This window comes from Chryseobacterium sp. BGA-UO-ETr-SB22 (assembly GCF_059567885.1).
Window position 1 is genome coordinate 306,612 of sequence record NZ_JCAQOV010000004.1, and the last position, 17,580, is coordinate 324,191.

Here is a 17,580-nt window from a genome sequence, read left to right on the forward strand (position 1 = left end):
TTAAATCTTACAGGTTATATTATTTTAAAACATTTAAAACCAAAATCAGATGTCAAAGCCAGTAATTGCTATAGACATGGGTGGAACCAGAATTAAAATAGGAATCATAAAAAGTGATACTATCTTATCTTCTGTATCCATTGATGCCAATTCCGATAAAGGTCTCAGGCAGAGATTGCCTTCCATACAGGAAACTGTGGAAAAAATGCTACATCAGCAGGGACTTTCAACTGCTGATATTGCCGGCTTGGGGATAGCTTCTCCAGGTATTGTGGACAGTATTCAGAAAAAAATTCTTTCTATTGATAAAAAATTTGGAGATGCTCCTGATATTGATCTGAAAGAATGGTGTTTACAATCATTCAACCTTCCTTTTACTATAGAAAATGATGCCCGTTCTGCATTATTGGGAGAATGGAAATATGGAAATGCAAAAAGTTATGAGAATGTTGTTTTAATGACATTAGGAACCGGTGTTGGAAGTGCTGCAATCATGGAAGGACAATTGCTGAAAGGCAAACATTTTACAGCCGGCATATTGGGTGGGCATTCTGTAATTAATTATAAAGGAGATTCCTGCAACTGCGGAAATAAAGGCTGTGTAGAAACTGAAGCTTCCACATGGAGTCTGCCTGCAATGGCAAAATTACATAAAAATTTTACCGAAAGTAAGCCGTCTGCCTCTCCCGTTATTGATTACGAACTTGTTTTCAGGCTTGCTGAAGAAGGTGACACCACGGCTTTGTATCTGCGGGATCAAAGTTTACAGGCATGGTCAGCAGCTGCCATTAACCTCATCCATTCCTATGATCCAGAAGTTCTTGTACTAACGGGTGGCATTATGGCCAGCAGCTCACAGATTATTCCTTATATCAAACACTATATAGACACTCACGCATGGACTCCCTGGGGAAAGGTACATATCGAAGAAGGTGCATTTCCAGGTACTGCAGCTTTACTTGGGATCGCACATCTTGTCAATCTTTAATAAAAAATCAGAATGAAATCAAATTTCAATAAGTTTCCTGTCATCAGAATACAAAACCATACCTGCATAACAGGTTGGGAAGATATTTTTAGAGAAATTAAAAAAAATACGCCTAAAATAATTGCCATTGAATGTTATCCAGGTGTTTTTCTCAAAGAGATCATTAGCTCAGCACAGGAACTTTTAAACCCTGGATTGATCATTGATACTTCAGAAGCAATGAAATCTGAAGATGATATTGCTGCAATGGTACAAGAATATGTTACGGATGATCCTGTATTTGGCTACATCACACCATTAGAACTTGAAGATTATTTTCATGCTTCAAAAGTATTGGAAATTCAACAAAAAATTGATGAGAACAAGGGCTTTACAGTAGTTATAGGACCAGGAGCCACTTTGATTACCAGCCAACCTGATCTTGCTATTTATGCCGATATGCCGCGATGGGAAATACAGATGCGTTTCCGAAACAATACGGCCTGTAATCTGGGCAGAACTAATTATGCAGATGCTTTTTCTTACCAATACAAACATGCCTATTTTGTAGACTGGCGCGTCTGTGACCGTTATAAAAAAAGAATTCTTAAGACTTGTCATTTTGTTTTGGACACCACCATTCCTCATCAGCCTAAAATGATAAGTACCCATGCGCTGTTTGAAGCTCTTCAACAGACTGTGCAACAGCCTTTCAGAGTGGTTCCTTTCTTTGATCCGGGACCATGGGGCGGACAGTGGCTGAAAGAAGTTTGTGATCTGGACAGAAATGCGCCCAATTTTGCCTGGGGATTCGATTGTGTACCGGAAGAAAACAGTTTGTTATTAGAGTTTGGAGATCAGGTTGTGGAAATTCCATCTATCAATCTTGTATTTTTTCAGCCGGATGCTTTACTTGGAAAAGAGGTCTATGAAGGATTTGGGGATGAGTTTCCTATCCGTTTTGACTTTCTTGATACCATGGAAGGCGGAAATTTAAGCTTACAGGTTCATCCGATGAAAGAATACATCAAAGAAAAGTTTGGGATGTCTTATACTCAGGATGAAAGTTATTATATGCTGGATGCCGGAGATAATGCTTTTGTATATCTTGGACTGAAAGAAAATGTAAACCCCGATCATATGATGAAAGCGCTTACTGCAGCTCAAAATGATCATCTCACTTTTGATGCTGAGGAATATGTACAAAAATGGCCCGTCCGCAAACATGATCATGTATCTATACCAGCCGGAACCATACATTGCTCTGGAGCAAATTCTGTAGTACTGGAAATAAGTGCAACCCCTTATATTTTTACATTTAAACTCTGGGATTGGGGAAGAATGGGACTGGATGGTAAGCCACGGCCGATATCCCTGGAACATGGCAAAAATGTAATACAATGGGACAGAACCACTTCCTGGACCCAAGATCATATCCTCAATCTTACGGAACCGATTGCTGAAGGGGAAGGATGGCGTGAAGAACGTACCGGACTGGATGCCTGGTCATTTATTGAAACCCGCAGACATTGGTTTACCCAAAAAGTTCATCATCACACAAAGGGTGTTGTAAACGTTCTGAATCTTGTAGAAGGCCGTGAAGCAATTATTGAGAGTCCGCATAGCCATTTTGAGCCTTATATCATTCATTATGCTGAAACCTTTATTGTTCCGGCTCATGTAGGTGCTTATACCATTACTCCTCATGGCGAAAGTGCAGGCAAGGAATGTGCTACGATAAAAGCCAGTGTCCGTACGGAAATGATTGCAGATAAAGTTTTAAAATAAACGGTATGTCAACAAACACCTCTTCAAATATTATTTATAAATCGACTCTCGTAGCTTCTGTGGGCGGTTTATTGTTCGGGTATGATACGGCTGTGATCTCGGGAGCTATCGGCTTTATGAAGGTCTATTACAGCCTTTCTGATGTGATGACCGGATGGGCAGCTTCCTGTGCTTTACTGGGCTGTATCATCGGAGCTCTGTATTCAGGGAAACTTAGTGATCGGGTTGGAAGGAAAAAAGTATTAATGCTTTCTGCCCTTTTGTTTACAGTATCTTCTATAGGTACAGCATTGGCTCCTAACCTCTGGATTTTTGTCATATTCCGAATTATTGGAGGTATGGGAATCGGGATTGCTTCTATGCTCTCTCCGATGTATATTTCAGAAATGGCACCTGCAGCAATTCGGGGGCGTTTGATATCCATCTTTCAGCTGGGAATTGTGACAGGTATTCTTGTTATTTATTTTGTGAATGCTTATATCGCCGGTATCCATGATGAAAACTGGAATATTTCTACGGGATGGCGCTGGATGTTTGGGTCAGGAATTATTCCGTCAATAATCTTTATTCTGTTGTTACTTACTGTACCTGAAAGTCCACGCTGGCTGGCAAAACAGAAACGAAACGATGAAGCATTAGCTATTCTTACACAGATCAATGGAGCCAATGCGGCTCAGCAGGAACTGGAATCTATTAATGAATCCCTGAAAGACGAAACTCCCTTTTCTTTTTCCGAGATAAAGGAACCCCAATTAAAACGAGCCCTTATTATCGGGATTTTACTCGCTGTATTTTCACAGATTACAGGAATCAATGCCATTATGTATTATGCTCCTGAAATTTTCAAATCAACGGGTGTAGGATCTGATTCTGCTTTTATACAGACCATTCTGGTGGGAGTTATCAATCTCATCTTCACTTTTGTTGCTATAAAATATGTAGATCTCTGGGGCCGGAAAAAACTTCTCCTTCTGGGAATTTCCGGGATGGCTGTCTGCCTCTTTATTGTAGGTTTTGCCTTCTATACCCAACAGCAGGGATATCTTGTACTCATTGCAATCCTTGGTTATATTGCATGCTTTGCCATGTCTCTAGGGCCTTTGACATTTGTTGTTATTGCTGAAATTTTCCCTACAAAAGCCCGTGCTACGGCAATGTCTGTGGCTACTTTCTTTCTTTGGCTGGCGGTATTTCTAGTATCTCAAACCTTTCCCGTCCTCATAGGATCTATTGGGAATGCTTATACATTCTGGATTTATATGATTGTTGCTGTAATCACTTTCCTCTTTATTTGGAAAATGATTCCCGAGACGAAAGGAAAAACACTGGAAGAGATAGAAAAAAACTGGGAAGAATAAGAACTCGTCTGCCATTTCCACTTCAATAAAAAATCCCATTTTAGAGCCCTATGACCTACTAAAATGGGATTTGTACTATTTACTTATTCTGGATTATCTTCCAAAATCATCCTGTACTCTTACGATATCATCTTCATCAGAAGGATTGGATGCATCCGTGTGCTGCCAGATTTCAGCTACGATTCCCCATCCTGCAAGACCAATAAGTCTGTGTCTTTCTCCCTGCTGAAGTTTTACCTGATCTTTTGGGCCGTATTCTCCTAATTCTCCTTCTTCATCGGTATTGCTTCTTTTGATTCCTACAGTTCCTTCTACCACCTGCCAGATTTCGGCTCTTCTGTGGTGATACTGCCAGCTTAATCTTGCTTCCGGAGCAACAATAAGAATCTTTGGGCTTAGCTTCCCTCCTATTCTCAGATTATCTACATCAATCCCATCAAAATACTGGTTGGCAAAATCCTGCGCCTGCGTTTCATCAATCACAAAGAAACCTCCCCATGGTCTTGTATCATCTTTAGCTGCAATAGTAAAACCTTGTGTCTGCAGCATGTTCTCTACTCTATCGAATATTTCTTTTTTTTCTGTACTCATACAGCGATATTTTTAAATTAAAAATTATTTACTTGATTCTTCTTTTGACATTGAATACGGAAAATCTTTTTCCTGTGAACCTCTTTCTTTATTCGGTTTGTTATCCATTTTAAAGTCTAACACAGCGCCTTTCATCAACTCTTTATGACTTAACCAGTTTTTGGAATAAGGCTGTTGGTTTACATTCAGTGATTTTACATATAGATTTTCGGAAGTATTTTCCGGAGCTTTTATTTCAATTTTCTTACCATTTTCAAGATGAATGGTGGCTTCTTTAAATAATGGCGCTCCCAACACATACTGATCTGTTGCCGGTGTTACCGGATAAAACCCAAGCGCTGAGAAAATATACCATGCAGAAGTCTGTCCGTTATCTTCATCTCCACAATATCCATCCGGAGTAGCATGATACAGTTTATTCATCACCTGTCTTGCCCAATATTGTGTTTTATAAGGTGATCCTGCATAATTGTACAGATAGATCATGTGCTGAATAGGCTGGTTTCCGTGGGCATATTGTCCCATATTCATGATCTGCATCTCTCTGATCTCATGGATAACACCTCCATAATAACTGTCATCAAAAACAGGCGGCAATGAGAATACCTCATCTAATTTAGCTTCAAATTTCTTTTTTCCACCCATCAGTTCTGACAGACCGTCAATATCCTGGAAAACAGACCATGTATAATGCCAGCTGTTTCCTTCTGTAAAAGCATCACCCCATTTGAAAGGATTAAAAGGTTTCTGGAAGTTCCCGTCTTTATTTTTACCACGCATCAAACCTGTTTCCTTATCAAAGACATTTTTGTAATTATAGGCTCTTTTCTTATAAATATCTATTTCTGAAGCGGGTTTTCCTAATGCTTTTCCTAGCTGATAAATAGAAAAATCGTCATAAGCATACTCTAATGTTCTTGCTGCATTTTCATTGATTTTTACATCATAAGGAACATAACCCAATTCATTATAATACTTTACCCCTGCACGACCAACCGCTTCTATAGGACCTTCATTATTCGCTCCGTGTTTTACAGCTTGCCAAAGCGCTTCCGTATCATATCCGCGAAGTCCTTTGATGTAAGCATCTGCTACAACGGATGCTGAATTGTTTCCGATCATAATATCAGAATATCCAGGGCTGCTCCATTCCGGTAAGAATCCTCCTTCTTTGTAAGCGTTTGCCAATCCTTCCTGCATTTCTACATTGATGCTTGGGTAAACAAGGTTAAGGAAAGGGTACAAAGCACGGAAAGTATCCCAGAATCCGGTTCCTGCAAACATTTTCCCGTCCGCAATTTTACCGTTATAAGGACTCCAGTGTTTTATTGTATTCTGAGCATCCACTTCATATAGTTTCTGTGGGAAGAATAGAGTTCTGTATAAAGAGGAGTAAAAGGTTCTCATCTGCTGATCTGTACCACCTTTTACGTCTATTTTGCCTAATGTTTTATTCCAGATATTTTTAGCATCGGTTTTTACCTGTTCAAAATTTTTGGTTCCTATTTCTCTTTTCAGGTTCAGTTCTGCCTGTTCAAAGCTGATGAATGAAGAGGCTACTTTTGCATAAACCGTTTCTTTATTTTTAAGCTTAAAACCTACAACAGCTCCTGTATGATCGCTGGTAATTTCTAATTGGTCATTAACCAGTTTATCGTCTTTCCAGGTTTTTGTCAGTTCAAAATCTTTATCAAACTGAACGACAAAATAGTTTTTAAAATTATCATATTTCCCGGTAGAATATTTTGTGGTATACCCAATAATTTTTCTTTCTTTCGGTAAAATCTTGATGTAAGAACCTTTGTTCAGAGCATCTACAACGATGTAAGCGCTGTCCGTTTTAGGAAAATCAAATTTAAAATAAGAAGCTCTTTCTGTGGGTGTAAATTCTGTAGTAACATTGATGTCCGCAAGGTATACACTGTAGAAATAGGGAGTTGTCACCTCAGCTTTGTGGCTGAACCAGCTCGCTCTGTCGTCTTCTTTAAATTTTACTTTTCCTACTCCCGGCATGATGGCAAATGCGCCGTAATCATTCATCCAGGGAGAAGGCTGGTGGGTCTGTTTAAATCCTTTTATTTTATCTGCATCGTAGCTATACGCCCATCCGTCACCCATCTTACCAGTCTGTGGTGTCCAGATATTCATTCCCCATGGAAGTCCGACTGCAGGATAGGTATTACCGTTGGATAAGGAAGGCTTGGACTGCGTTCCCATCAAAGGATTCACATAATCTACGGGAGATATGTTCTGACCCAGGGCCCATGCCTGTAACAGCAGTAAGCAAGTAGAAAATATAAACTTCATTGTATCGTTTTCGTTTGTTAATTTATATAAGCTTTTTTAATGCATAGCTGGCAGCTCCCAGAATGGCTGCATCTTCAAATATGGCAGAAATTTTAACCTGCAAGTTAATATTATTCTTTGTTACATTCTGAATAAATCTTTGCTCAAAGTAAGGGTATGCCTTCGCAATATTACCTCCTATAACTAAAACTTCCGGTTTGTAATGGTCTACATATTTCACGATAAATTCAGAGAAAGAATCTGCATATTCATCAAATATTTGGGTTTGTATTTCCGCTGGTTTATCCAACAAATCTTTAGTCCCTGAAATTTCTTCTCCGGTCAATTCTTTATAACGATTCACAAACCATCGAGTCGCCAGATAATCTTCACAGATAGAGTCTCTAAAAGGAGAATCCCATAAGTCTTCATCCGTAGCAAACTCCCCGTTGAAGAAGGTAGTTCCCAATCCTGTACCGAGCGTCACACCAAAAATTTTGTTGAATCCCTGAGCACATCCTCCGAATACCTCTCCTTCCATAAAGGCAGCCGCATCATTTACAAAATGAATCTGCTCCTGAGAAACAGACAGCCTTTTTGCCAGCTCTTCTTTGATATTCACCTGATAGATATCGATAAATTTTCCCTGCTGCATCAATGATATTCCGTTTTCATAATCGAAAGGCCCCGGCATTGCAATCCCAATTAAAAGGTCTTCTTTTACCAGGTCATGTGCCACTTTATGTATGGCTGAAACCCATGCGGAGAAAATAATTTCTTTGTTTTCAAAAGCATCTACATGTTCTCTTACATAGGTGGATGAAATGATTTCACGTTTTTCCGGGTCTACCTGAGCCAGCGTGATGTGCGATCCTCCGATATCTATTCCTACTATATTCTGCATTATTTATTATTTTAAATTCAAACATCCCTTTGACTGAAAAAACAGACAAACAGGAGTACACCACCTGTCTGTCTGCTTTATATTTCAGACTTTATATTATTAATCCTGATAACTATTTCATTATCTGAATCTTATTTTACGATTACTTTACCAGTGGATAGTACTTTACTGTTTGTGGATGTAATTTTGTAAATATAAGTACCACTGATTAAATCCTGTGTATTGACTGCGTTATTATTTTGATTAATGCTCTGTTTTTTGAATAATTTTCCTGAAGCATCATACAATGCCACTTCACTTGCTGAGCTGTCACTGATAACGAAATGAATATCAGTTCCTCTTTTCACAGGGTTTGGATAGACTGCGCTGTTCTCCTTCACAGATTCAACATCTTTCACTGCAAGATTAGAAGCACAGGCAACATCTGTTTTCCAGTTAGCATCTGTCATATTGATCAGGGTTGCAAAATGGGTATTTGTAGTAGCATCCAAAGCACCATTACCACTACCTTCATCCATTTTCCAGTTGGCTTCAAGCCCTGTGGAATTGGCTGGAACATTACAGTTGTTACTCAATATTTCCTGAGGAGTTAAGGCTTTTTTCCAGACTCTGAATTCATCAAGGAATCCGTTGATAGTACGGGAATTGTCATAATTCCTACCCAGATAAAGAATACCGTTGGCATTGAAATTACCTGTCACTGCTGAGCTTGCATCCAGGGTTCCATTGACATATATTTTCATTGCTGCACCATCATAAGTGGCTGCAATATGGTACCATGTATTGGTATTAAATGCTGTATTACTGTTAAGCTTCACCTGAGATGAACCGAAACTCAAAATAAACTGAAGTTTGTTATTGGCCAGGTTTCCATCTCCGAAACGAAGCATTGCCGAGTTATTATCTCCCACTTCAATACCCATTACTGATGAAATATAAGGGAATCCTGTTTTGAAGGCATTTACTTTTACCCATCCTTCAAATGTCATCGCATTTCCGCTCAGGTTAAATTGGCCTGCATTCAGATAGTGAGTACTTCCGTTGAAAGAAAGAGATCTTGCACCAGGACTTGTAACAGGAGCAAAACCGCTGTTGAATGATCCTTCTCCTGAATAGGTACTTGTAGTTCCTCCCGCACATCCTGCCTGCACTTTCCATACATAGTTTGTATTTGGAGTCAGGTTTTGTAATGAATAGGAATTGGTGGTAATATTCGGAATTTCAGACCATGTTGCCGCTGCTGTTGTTTTATATTGCAGTGTATATGAAGTTGCATTTCCTGCATCCCATGACAGCTGAGCAGTATTACCAAGGAAACTTCCGGAAGTTAATCCTGATGGCGTAGTGCAGCCACTTCCGGAGTTAAACCTTGGTGCAAAAATATAAGTACTTGTTAATGTCGGTGAGCAGTTGGACTGTATTCTCCAGTCGTAGTCTGTATTCAGCGTAAGATTATTGATTACAATATTATTTCCTGAATAATTATTGGCCGCGTTCGTCCATACCGTTGAATTGGCTGGTTTGTAATCAATATTATAAGACTGGGAAGCGTTGGAAGTCCAGTTCAGTTTTGCTGAAGTTCCTGTCACATTGGAAATATCCAGTCCCAATGGCGGATCACAGGTTTGTCCTTGAGACCATGAATATAACTGACCGCTTAGGAGCGTATTTTCGTTGTAAAGAATATTGGAACCTGTACTCAGATAACTGGCAACATTTGTTCCACCCAGATCATACCACATGAACACACCGTATTGGTCATTTTTTGTGCTGGTCGCTAAACTAGCAAGTGTTGTAGCGGATGTAGATCCTGAATTAGAATTAAGAATCCAGGTCGCAGCAGCTGAGATTTTGGATTTATTAAGAGGAGGAACTACAGGAGCATTGTATGTACTGTACATTGCATTCCAGGTATAATCGATATAATTTCCAGCCAGATCCCCGTTATAAGTCTGTCTCGTTGTAGCCGGGCCATAATAATAGAATGTAATCAGTTTATCCGGCATTGCTGCTTTCAATTCCTGCAAAAGCATAACAAAAGAACTGTTATTGGGCTGACTTGTTCCGTTATTTCCGTAGCCTGCATATTCATCATCAAGGTCTACTCCATCCAATCCGTAAGTGTAAACTGTGTGCGCTACCTGTAAAGCGAAATCTTTTGCAGCCTCACGGTTAGGAAAATTAGAAATTCCGGCTCCCTGGTGGTTTCCAAGAAGATCCAGAAGTACTTTTATTCCTTTTTGCTGTAAAGGTTTTACATAGGTATTAACATCATTCAGAACTTTGGTAACGTTATTATTGTTTGAGATATAAGCTCTGTTTTTGGAAACATCATAATTGATATTCGCAGCAAAGATAATGGCAACATCAAAAAGCTGTCTGTTGGTGTTCTGCAATGTATAAGAACCCGCATTCAGCATATTATTGTTGTTCACTTCCACATAGCAGACTCCCAAAGGATCAAGCTGCTGTGCTTTGAGCAACGGAGCTGTCAGAAGCATCAGGGCCATCAAGGGAATAAAAAAGGATTTTTTTCTCATAGTATATTAATTTTGTAGTAGAAAAATCATTGGGCCGAAGCCCAATGACTAAATTTGTTATTTTACAATTAGTTTTTCGGATTGTTTTAAACTTCCATCATGAGATTCAAACTGAACAATATAGCTTCCTGCTGAAAGTCTTGTCAATTCAATTTGATTATCTCCTGAGTTCAGTGATTTTGTGTCTACGATTCTTCCATTAAAATCATAAACTGTCAATTTTCCTTTACTGTATTCATCCGGAACAGAAACTGTAAGTGGTGAAGATTTGCTTACCGGATTAGGATATAGTTTTATTTGATTCTTAATGCTGGTCTGTCCTGCACTTACTGCCTTTTGACTCGCGCCATTTCTTGCCAATAGTGAACTTCCTGTTGTACATGGCAGATCTGTTCCCCAATTAGAAGCATCAACCCCTGTCAATGTTAAGGTCACACCATTTCCTGATGTATCCTGAACAGTAGAACCACTGCCTTCATTAAACTTCCAATAAGCCGCCAATGATGTAGCCGGAACAGATACATTACACATATTCTGACTGATCTCCGTCTGGCTCAATGCACGTTTCCAAACTCTTACCTCATCTATTTTACCATTGAAATTTCGGGAAGTATTGTATAGATATCCTACGTTGAACGCTCCGGATGAGTTTACATTTCCGGTTTGTGCTTTAGTTGCATCCAGAACACCATTGATGTAGAGTTTCATATTGGCACCGTCATAGGTTGCTGCAACATGATACCAGGTATTGGCATTCAAAGCGGTTGCAGAAGCCAGTTTTTGCTGTACATTATTAATACTTACGACAAACTGAAGTTTATTGTTGGCAAGACTGGCATCTCCCAATCGTAAGAATGCAGAATTGCTGTCGCTTATTTCCGTTCCCATAATAGAAGAAATATAAGGAGAAGCGGATTTAAAGGAAGAAGGTTTGATCCAGCCTTCAAAAGATAATGCAGAACCGCTCAAGTTCATACTTCCGGCGGCTCCTGATTCAGTACTTCCATCCAGAGATAATGCATAAGAACCTGTAGGTGTTGTTCCTGAGGTACTGGTAAATCTTGGGGCAAACATATAAGCACTTTTCACGCTACAGTTGGTTCTGATTCTCCAGTCGTATTCAGTGTTGGCTGTTAAACCTGAAACCGTTACAGAAGTAGAACTTGTTGCTGATACCGCATTCGTCCAGGTTGTTGAAGAAGCTGGTTTATAATCAATATCATAGGTATTGGTTCCTACGGCTGACCAGTTGAGTTTTGCACTTGTTCCGGTAAGATTGCTCGTATACAGTCCGATAGGTGCATCACAGTTTGTACCTTGTGTCCATGACTGTAAAGTACCGCTTAAAACAGTTGGCTCTCCGTATAATGTTTGAGTTCCTGCTGAAAGTTGTGACGTTTCATTGGTTCCATGCAGATCATACCACATAAATACTCCATAACCACCGTTTTTAGTCTGAGTTGCCAGGCTGGTTGTCGTAGAATTGGAAGTATTTCCCATCCATACGGCTGCGGGAGAGATTTGTGCTTTGGTAAGAGGAGGTACGTTAGGAGCGGAAAACGTTCCATACATTGCATTCCAGCTGTAGTTTACATTATCTCCTACTCTGGCTCCGTTCCAGGAAAGTCTTGAAGCAGCGGGACCATAATAATAGAATGAAATGATTTTACCTGGAAGCAATGCTCTAAGCTCCTGAACAAGCATTACAAAAGAGCTGTCGTTAGGCTGCCCTGTTCCGTTATTTCCATATTCTGAATATTCGTCATCAAAATCAATTCCATCAAGACCGTAGGTATTCACTGTATTGGCAAGCTGTAGAGCAAAGTCTTTGGCTGCTTCACGGGTAGGAAAATTACAGATTCCCGCTCCCTGGTGATTTCCTAAAATAGTGAGTACTACTTTCATTCCTTTCTGCTGAAGAGGCTTTATGTAAGTATCCGCATTAGTAAGCACTTTCGTGACATTGTTATTGGAATACAGATAAGCTCTTCCACGGCTGCTATCATAATTAATATTAGCCGCAAAAATATTCACCACATTGAACAGATAGCTGTTCGATGTCTGCAGTTTATACGCTCCTGCATTCAGGAGGTTGTTGTTGTTCACTTCCACATAGCAAATTCCTGTAGGATTAAGCTGCTGTGCGTTAATCAGAGAACCTGACTGAAGCATCACTGCCATCAGTGCGGTAAGGATGGATTTTTTTTTCATTGTATAATCTTTTTAAGGTGTTTTTGGTGTCTGAAATTTTATATAGCTTTCCCCTGATACCTTCTTTTCAGGAAAGTACCTCAGATGAATAAACCATATAAAAAGGAGGGCTATGTCAGTAGCTCAGGGTTTTCGTTAAAGGTTTTCCATAACAATTCACCGAATAGCGTATTTGCCCATGCAAACCATTCTCTGGTGAACTTTTTGGCATCGTCTTTATGGAAGGATTCATGCATAAAGCCTGTCCCGCCGTGCGTTTTCTGTAGGGTATCGATACACCATCTGATCTCACTTTTGTCATTCGTAGTGAGTGCTTTCATAATGATACTCATTGGCCAGATCATGTCTAGTCCGATATGTGGACCTCCTATCCCTTCTGCCAGTTTACCTTTGAAAAAGAATGGGTTGTTTTCTGACCACACAAATTTTCTTGTATTCAAATATACAGGGTCGTCAGCTTTCACCGCATCCAGATAAGGCAGTCCTAACAAACTTGGACAGTTCGCATCATCCATCAGGTTGTAGCTCCCAAAGCCATTCACCTCAAAAGCATAGATTTTTCCAAATTCAGGATGATTGTAAATTCCGTATTTTTTGATGGCTGCCTCTACCTCATCAGCAAGGCTGTTCAGTTGTTGAGCCAACGTTTTTTCGTTTTTAATCTGAGAAACCATTTCCGCAGCCTGACGTAAGCTTACTACTGCAAATAAGTTAGACGGAATCAGGAATCCATAGATGGTAGCGTCATCACTTGGGCGGAACATAGAACTGATAAGGCCTACAGGTTTTGTTGGATAGCCATATCCTCCCATAGGAACTCCATCTGTTGCCCACGCTGTTGTGCGCTCGAATTTGTAAGGTCCCAGATCATTTTTTCTCTGCTGTTCTGTGAAAGTCTGCAGAGTAAGTTTAATTCCTTTCAGCCAGTTGACATCGAAAGGTTTTGTGTCTCCTGTTGTTTTCCAGAAGTGGTATGCCAGACGGATAGGATAACAAAGTGAGTCTATTTCCCATTTTCTTTCATGGGTTCCCGGTTTCATATCAGTATGGTCATATTCTTTCCATTTACTGATCTTTTGGTCATCGTTATAGAAAGCGTTCGCATAAGGATCTTTCAGAATAAAAGTAGTCTGTTTGTGGATTACTCCTGAGATCAGTTTGTGCAGCTTTTCATCTTTTTTGGAGAACTGCAGGTAAGGAAATACCTGTGCAGAACTGTCACGAAGCCACATCGCATCAATATCTCCCGTGATGACGTAAGTATCCGGCGTTCCGTTGGTTTCACTATAGAAAACAGTAGTATCTAATGTATTCGGAAAGCTGTTTTCAAAGAGCCAGCTGAGTTCTTTGTTTTTAACTTTCTTTTTAAAAGCAGCGATAGCATTTTCTACGGATTCGCTGGTAAAATGTCTTTTATCTTTAGGAACACGGACAACAGGAAAATCATCCAGCACTAAATTTTTAGCAAAAACATTCTGAGTAAACAGCAATCCGGCTCCTGCCAGTGCACTTGTTTTAATAAAATTTCTCCTTTCCATTGATACTTTTGTTTCGTTTATTTTTATGAGTCTTATTTTACCGGCTTGCTTCCCATTACAAATCTCAGTTCGCCACCGTTCATAATATCGCTGTGATTCAGCTCCCAGCTTTTATATTCTTTTCCATTCAGGAACATTTTCTGAACATATATATTTTTATCAGAAATTTTGTCTGCGATCACCGTGAACGTTTTTCCATTCTCTAATTTTAATGATGCTTTCGGGAATTGTGGTGCTCCAATGGCATAAACAGGTTTTCCCGGTGTCACAGGATAGAATCCTAATGATGAGAAAATATACCATGCGGACATTTGACCACAGTCTTCGTTATTTACAATTCCGTCCGGTTTCGCCGCGTACATATTGTCACGGATAAATTTTACCATTTTCTGAGTTTTGTAAGGGCTTCCTGCATAGTTGTACAGATATGGAACATGATGTCCCGGCTCATCACCAAATCCCAGAGATCCAATAAATCCAGAGATATCAACATGCTGTTCTCCTTCCATATGCAGCGCTTCTGTAAAGGTTTTATCCAGTTTTTCTTCAAATCCTTTTTTCCCGCCATACAGATTCATCATTTCATCAATCTGATGTGGAACAAAGAAATCATACGCCCAGATATTTCCGGAAACCCAGTGTGGCTGGAGTTTTTTCCAATCATTAAGCTTGAAATCCGCTAAGAATTTCCCGTCTTTTTGTCTTGGCCAGAAGTGATTATTTTCTTTATTGAAGGTATTCAGGAAGTTCATAGAACGTTTTTTATACACTTCTGCTTCCTCTTTCTTCCCTAATTTTTCTGCAAGTTGCTGGATACACCAGTCATCATATGAATATTCTAATGTTGCAGAAACTGAAGCACCGTTTTCTGATGGGGTGTAGCCTAACTTGATATAATCATTAAGACCACCGCCTCCGTCGCTGCTGCTCATTTTATCTGTTAAAGAAGCATCTTTCATTGCTGCAAATGCTTTTTCTTCATCAATACCCGGAACTCCTTTTGAAATGGCATCCCAGATTACTGATGCACTGTGATAGCCCAACATACAGAAGTTATCATATCCGCACAATTCCCAGATTGGCATGTGGTCTTTACGATCTGTATATCTACTGATCAACGAGTTAGCAAATTCTTTCGTATGTTTCTGATCCATAATGGTCAAAAGCGGGTGCGTTGCTCTGAACCCGTCCCAGTATGAATAGGTACTGTAGTTGGTAAACCATTTGGTATTCATGTTTTCCTGAGCGGCAACATAATCTCCATTCACATCCATGTAAAGATTTGGGGCAATGAATGTATGATAAACCCCTGTGTAGAAAATTTTTCTCTGACTTTCTGTTCCTCCTGTCACCTGGAATCTTCCGATAAGATCTCTCCAAGTCTTTTGGGCTGTTTCTTTTGCTTTCGCAAAATCTACATTTTTAGCTTCAGTATCGAAATTTTCCTGTGCGTTTTCTGTACTCACCGGAGATAAAGATACTTTTACTTCAATGCTTTCCTGGTCTTCAGTTGAGAATCTTACGAATGCTTTAGCATCTTTGGCAAGGGCAATTTTTTCATCATTTTTGATTTTTCCGTCAGCATATACGCCGTAAGACTTAAACGGTTTGGAAAACTCCATGACGAAGTAAGCAAATCGTTTACCTCCCCAGCCATTGCTGTAACAGTAACCTTTGATTTTATTATTGCCTTCCACACTCACTAAAGTATGGTAGATATTTCCGAAGATTTTATTGGTAGGATCTATAATGATATTAGACTCATCACTTTTCGGGAAAGTGTATTTATGAAATCCTACTCTTGGAGAAGCGGTAAGTTCAGCTTTTATTCCATAGCTGTCCAGCATTACGGAATAATATCCCGGAGATGCTACTTCTTTATCGTGCGTAAATTTTGAACGGTATCCTGTTTCCGGTTTATCTTCTGATCCCGGGACCATTTTTACTTGTCCTACAGTTGGCATTACCAGAATATCTCCAAGGTCTGCCCAACCTGTTCCGCTAAGATGGTTATGGCTGAATCCCATGATCGTCTTACTGCTGTAGTGGTATCCTGAACACCAGTCCCAGTCGCCGCTTTTAGTATTCTGATCCGGACTTAGCTGTATCATCCCGAATGGCGTAGTTGCCCCCGGAAACGTATGGCCGTGACCGCCTGTTCCTATGAAAGGATCTACCCAGGATAAGACATCGTTTTTATTTTGCTGGGCATTTGCTACAGAAATCAGGGCTGTAAAAAAGCAGATAAGCAGTTCTTTTTTCATGATAAGAGAGGTATCGGAGATTTTTTTGTTTAAAAGTTGGTTTAAAAATAGGAAAACCATTATAAAATTCCCAAAAAAAGGGAAAATTAAGATGATTAACCTATTTTCCTAAAAACTTTATATTACTAATTAGATTGAATTCTTTTTCATAAAATCAATAATTTCTGAGATATATCCAAAGGCAATAGCAACCACGGTATCAGCGGCACCATAATACACTGTTACTTTATCTCCTTCCGTCAATGCTGCACAAGGGAAGACCACGTTCGGCACATCTCCTGTCAGTTCATACAATTCTGCCGGAGCCAACAGATAAGGCTTCGTTCTGTACAATACTTTTGTAGGATCTTCAAGGTCAAGCAAAGCCGCTCCCATTGAATATCTGAATCCTCTGCAGGTATTGATCACGCCATGATAGAAAAGCAGCCATCCTTCTTCTGTTTTGATAGGAACGGGTCCGCCTCCGATCTTTGTACACTGCCATGCACTGTCTTCGAAAGGCGTTACTTTCATCACGCAGCGGTGTTCTCCCCAGTACTTCATATCAGGGCTATAGCTGATATAAATGTCTCCGAAAGGAGTATGTCCGTTATCACTCGGACGGCTCAACATCGCATATTTACCATTGATTTTTTCAGGGAACAAAACGCCGTTTCTGTTGAATGGAAGAAAAGCATTTTCACACTGGAAAAATTCTTTAAAATCAAAAGTATATCCAATTCCAATGGTAGGACCATTGTATCCGTTGCACCATGTGATCCAGTAACGGTCTTCTATAAAAGTAACACGGGGATCGTATTTGTAATCGGATTCAATCATGTCTGTATTTCCTGCCTGCATTTCAATAGGGTCATGATTGATGTCCCAACTGATTCCATCTTTACTGAAACCAGCAAAAATATTCATCTGCACTGCTTTGTTATCACAACGGAATACTCCAGCGAAGCCATCTTCAAAAGGAATCACCGCACTGTTGAATATACTGTTGGATGTTGGTATCGCATATCTGTTAATGATCGGGTTTTCGGAAAACCTCCACATGATATCATTGCAATCTTCCGGGCGATCCTGCCATGGGATCATTACTGATTGAGCTGTCATAAAGTATTTTTTACTTTTTATTTAAAATTGTT

At 39.7% G+C, this 17,580-nt stretch carries 11 protein-coding genes; 3 read left to right on the forward strand and 8 right to left on the reverse strand.

Translation table 11 applies throughout. From position 1 onward, the window contains the following. Nucleotides 1–49 precede the first annotated feature (49 nt). The 3 genes from AC57AW_RS05150 to AC57AW_RS05160 are packed head-to-tail and all read left to right on the forward strand — an operon-like array spanning nt 50 to nt 4,113. The gene (locus AC57AW_RS05150) at nt 50–988 is read left to right on the forward strand and encodes an ROK family protein (RefSeq protein WP_496351053.1); all 939 of its coding nucleotides are present in this window, start codon (nt 50–52) and stop codon (nt 986–988) included. A 12-nt stretch (nt 989–1,000) separates the two neighbouring features. Continuing rightward, nucleotides 1,001–2,755: a class I mannose-6-phosphate isomerase gene (locus tag AC57AW_RS05155; protein WP_496351054.1), complete on the forward strand. Its 1,755-nt coding sequence runs from the start codon at nt 1,001–1,003 to the stop codon at nt 2,753–2,755. A 5-nt stretch (nt 2,756–2,760) separates the two neighbouring features. Further along, on the forward strand, nt 2,761–4,113 hold the full coding sequence (locus AC57AW_RS05160) for a sugar porter family MFS transporter (protein WP_496351055.1): 1,353 nt from the start codon (nt 2,761–2,763) through the stop codon (nt 4,111–4,113). A 93-nt stretch (nt 4,114–4,206) separates the two neighbouring features. Here the strand turns inward: AC57AW_RS05160 and AC57AW_RS05165 are convergent, their stop codons facing one another. The 8 genes from AC57AW_RS05165 to AC57AW_RS05200 all read right to left on the reverse strand — a co-directional run bounded on the left by AC57AW_RS05165 (nt 4,207) and on the right by AC57AW_RS05200 (nt 17,548). Continuing rightward, nucleotides 4,207–4,704: a cupin domain-containing protein gene (locus tag AC57AW_RS05165; protein ID WP_149834060.1), complete on the reverse strand. Its 498-nt coding sequence runs from the start codon at nt 4,702–4,704 to the stop codon at nt 4,207–4,209. Nucleotides 4,705–4,728: 24 nt separating this feature from the next. Next, nucleotides 4,729–7,011, reverse strand: coding sequence for a GH92 family glycosyl hydrolase (locus AC57AW_RS05170; protein WP_496351056.1), 2,283 nt, complete (start codon nt 7,009–7,011; stop codon nt 4,729–4,731). Nucleotides 7,012–7,033: 22 nt separating this feature from the next. Next, complete coding sequence (locus AC57AW_RS05175) at nt 7,034–7,894, reverse strand: ROK family protein (RefSeq protein WP_318847413.1); 861 nt, start codon at nt 7,892–7,894, stop codon at nt 7,034–7,036. A gap of 131 nt (nt 7,895–8,025) precedes the next feature. Next, nucleotides 8,026–10,434: an endo-beta-N-acetylglucosaminidase H gene (locus AC57AW_RS05180; RefSeq protein WP_496351057.1), complete on the reverse strand. Its 2,409-nt coding sequence runs from the start codon at nt 10,432–10,434 to the stop codon at nt 8,026–8,028. Nucleotides 10,435–10,491: 57 nt separating this feature from the next. Then, nucleotides 10,492–12,645, reverse strand: coding sequence for an endo-beta-N-acetylglucosaminidase H (locus tag AC57AW_RS05185; protein ID WP_496351058.1), 2,154 nt, complete (start codon nt 12,643–12,645; stop codon nt 10,492–10,494). A gap of 110 nt (nt 12,646–12,755) precedes the next feature. Beyond that, nucleotides 12,756–14,183, reverse strand: coding sequence for a glycoside hydrolase family 125 protein (locus AC57AW_RS05190; protein ID WP_496351059.1), 1,428 nt, complete (start codon nt 14,181–14,183; stop codon nt 12,756–12,758). A 32-nt stretch (nt 14,184–14,215) separates the two neighbouring features. Then, nucleotides 14,216–16,447 carry a GH92 family glycosyl hydrolase gene (locus AC57AW_RS05195; RefSeq protein WP_496351060.1) on the reverse strand — a complete coding sequence of 744 codons (2,232 nt, stop codon included), beginning with the start codon at nt 16,445–16,447 and terminating at the stop codon, nt 14,216–14,218. Between the two features lie 129 nt (nt 16,448–16,576). Then, nucleotides 16,577–17,548 carry a glycoside hydrolase family 130 protein gene (locus AC57AW_RS05200; RefSeq protein WP_496351061.1) on the reverse strand — a complete coding sequence of 324 codons (972 nt, stop codon included), beginning with the start codon at nt 17,546–17,548 and terminating at the stop codon, nt 16,577–16,579. Nucleotides 17,549–17,580 lie beyond the last annotated feature (32 nt).

What these genes read in the sequence shown, in the direction of transcription:
- AC57AW_RS05175 (WP_318847413.1), bottom strand. Translation starts at nt 7,894, where the DNA reads ATGCAGAATATAGTAGGAATAGATATCGGAGGATCGCACATCACGCTG.
- AC57AW_RS05150 (WP_496351053.1), top strand. Translation starts at nt 50, where the DNA reads ATGTCAAAGCCAGTAATTGCTATAGACATGGGTGGAACCAGAATTAAA.
- AC57AW_RS05160 (WP_496351055.1), top strand. Translation starts at nt 2,761, where the DNA reads ATGTCAACAAACACCTCTTCAAATATTATTTATAAATCGACTCTCGTA.
- AC57AW_RS05155 (WP_496351054.1), top strand. Translation starts at nt 1,001, where the DNA reads ATGAAATCAAATTTCAATAAGTTTCCTGTCATCAGAATACAAAACCAT.
- AC57AW_RS05200 (WP_496351061.1), bottom strand. Translation starts at nt 17,548, where the DNA reads ATGACAGCTCAATCAGTAATGATCCCATGGCAGGATCGCCCGGAAGAT.
- AC57AW_RS05165 (WP_149834060.1), bottom strand. Translation starts at nt 4,704, where the DNA reads ATGAGTACAGAAAAAAAAGAAATATTCGATAGAGTAGAGAACATGCTG.
- AC57AW_RS05180 (WP_496351057.1), bottom strand. Translation starts at nt 10,434, where the DNA reads ATGAGAAAAAAATCCTTTTTTATTCCCTTGATGGCCCTGATGCTTCTG.
- AC57AW_RS05185 (WP_496351058.1), bottom strand. Translation starts at nt 12,645, where the DNA reads ATGAAAAAAAAATCCATCCTTACCGCACTGATGGCAGTGATGCTTCAG.
- AC57AW_RS05170 (WP_496351056.1), bottom strand. Translation starts at nt 7,011, where the DNA reads ATGAAGTTTATATTTTCTACTTGCTTACTGCTGTTACAGGCATGGGCC.
- AC57AW_RS05195 (WP_496351060.1), bottom strand. Translation starts at nt 16,447, where the DNA reads ATGAAAAAAGAACTGCTTATCTGCTTTTTTACAGCCCTGATTTCTGTA.
- AC57AW_RS05190 (WP_496351059.1), bottom strand. Translation starts at nt 14,183, where the DNA reads ATGGAAAGGAGAAATTTTATTAAAACAAGTGCACTGGCAGGAGCCGGA.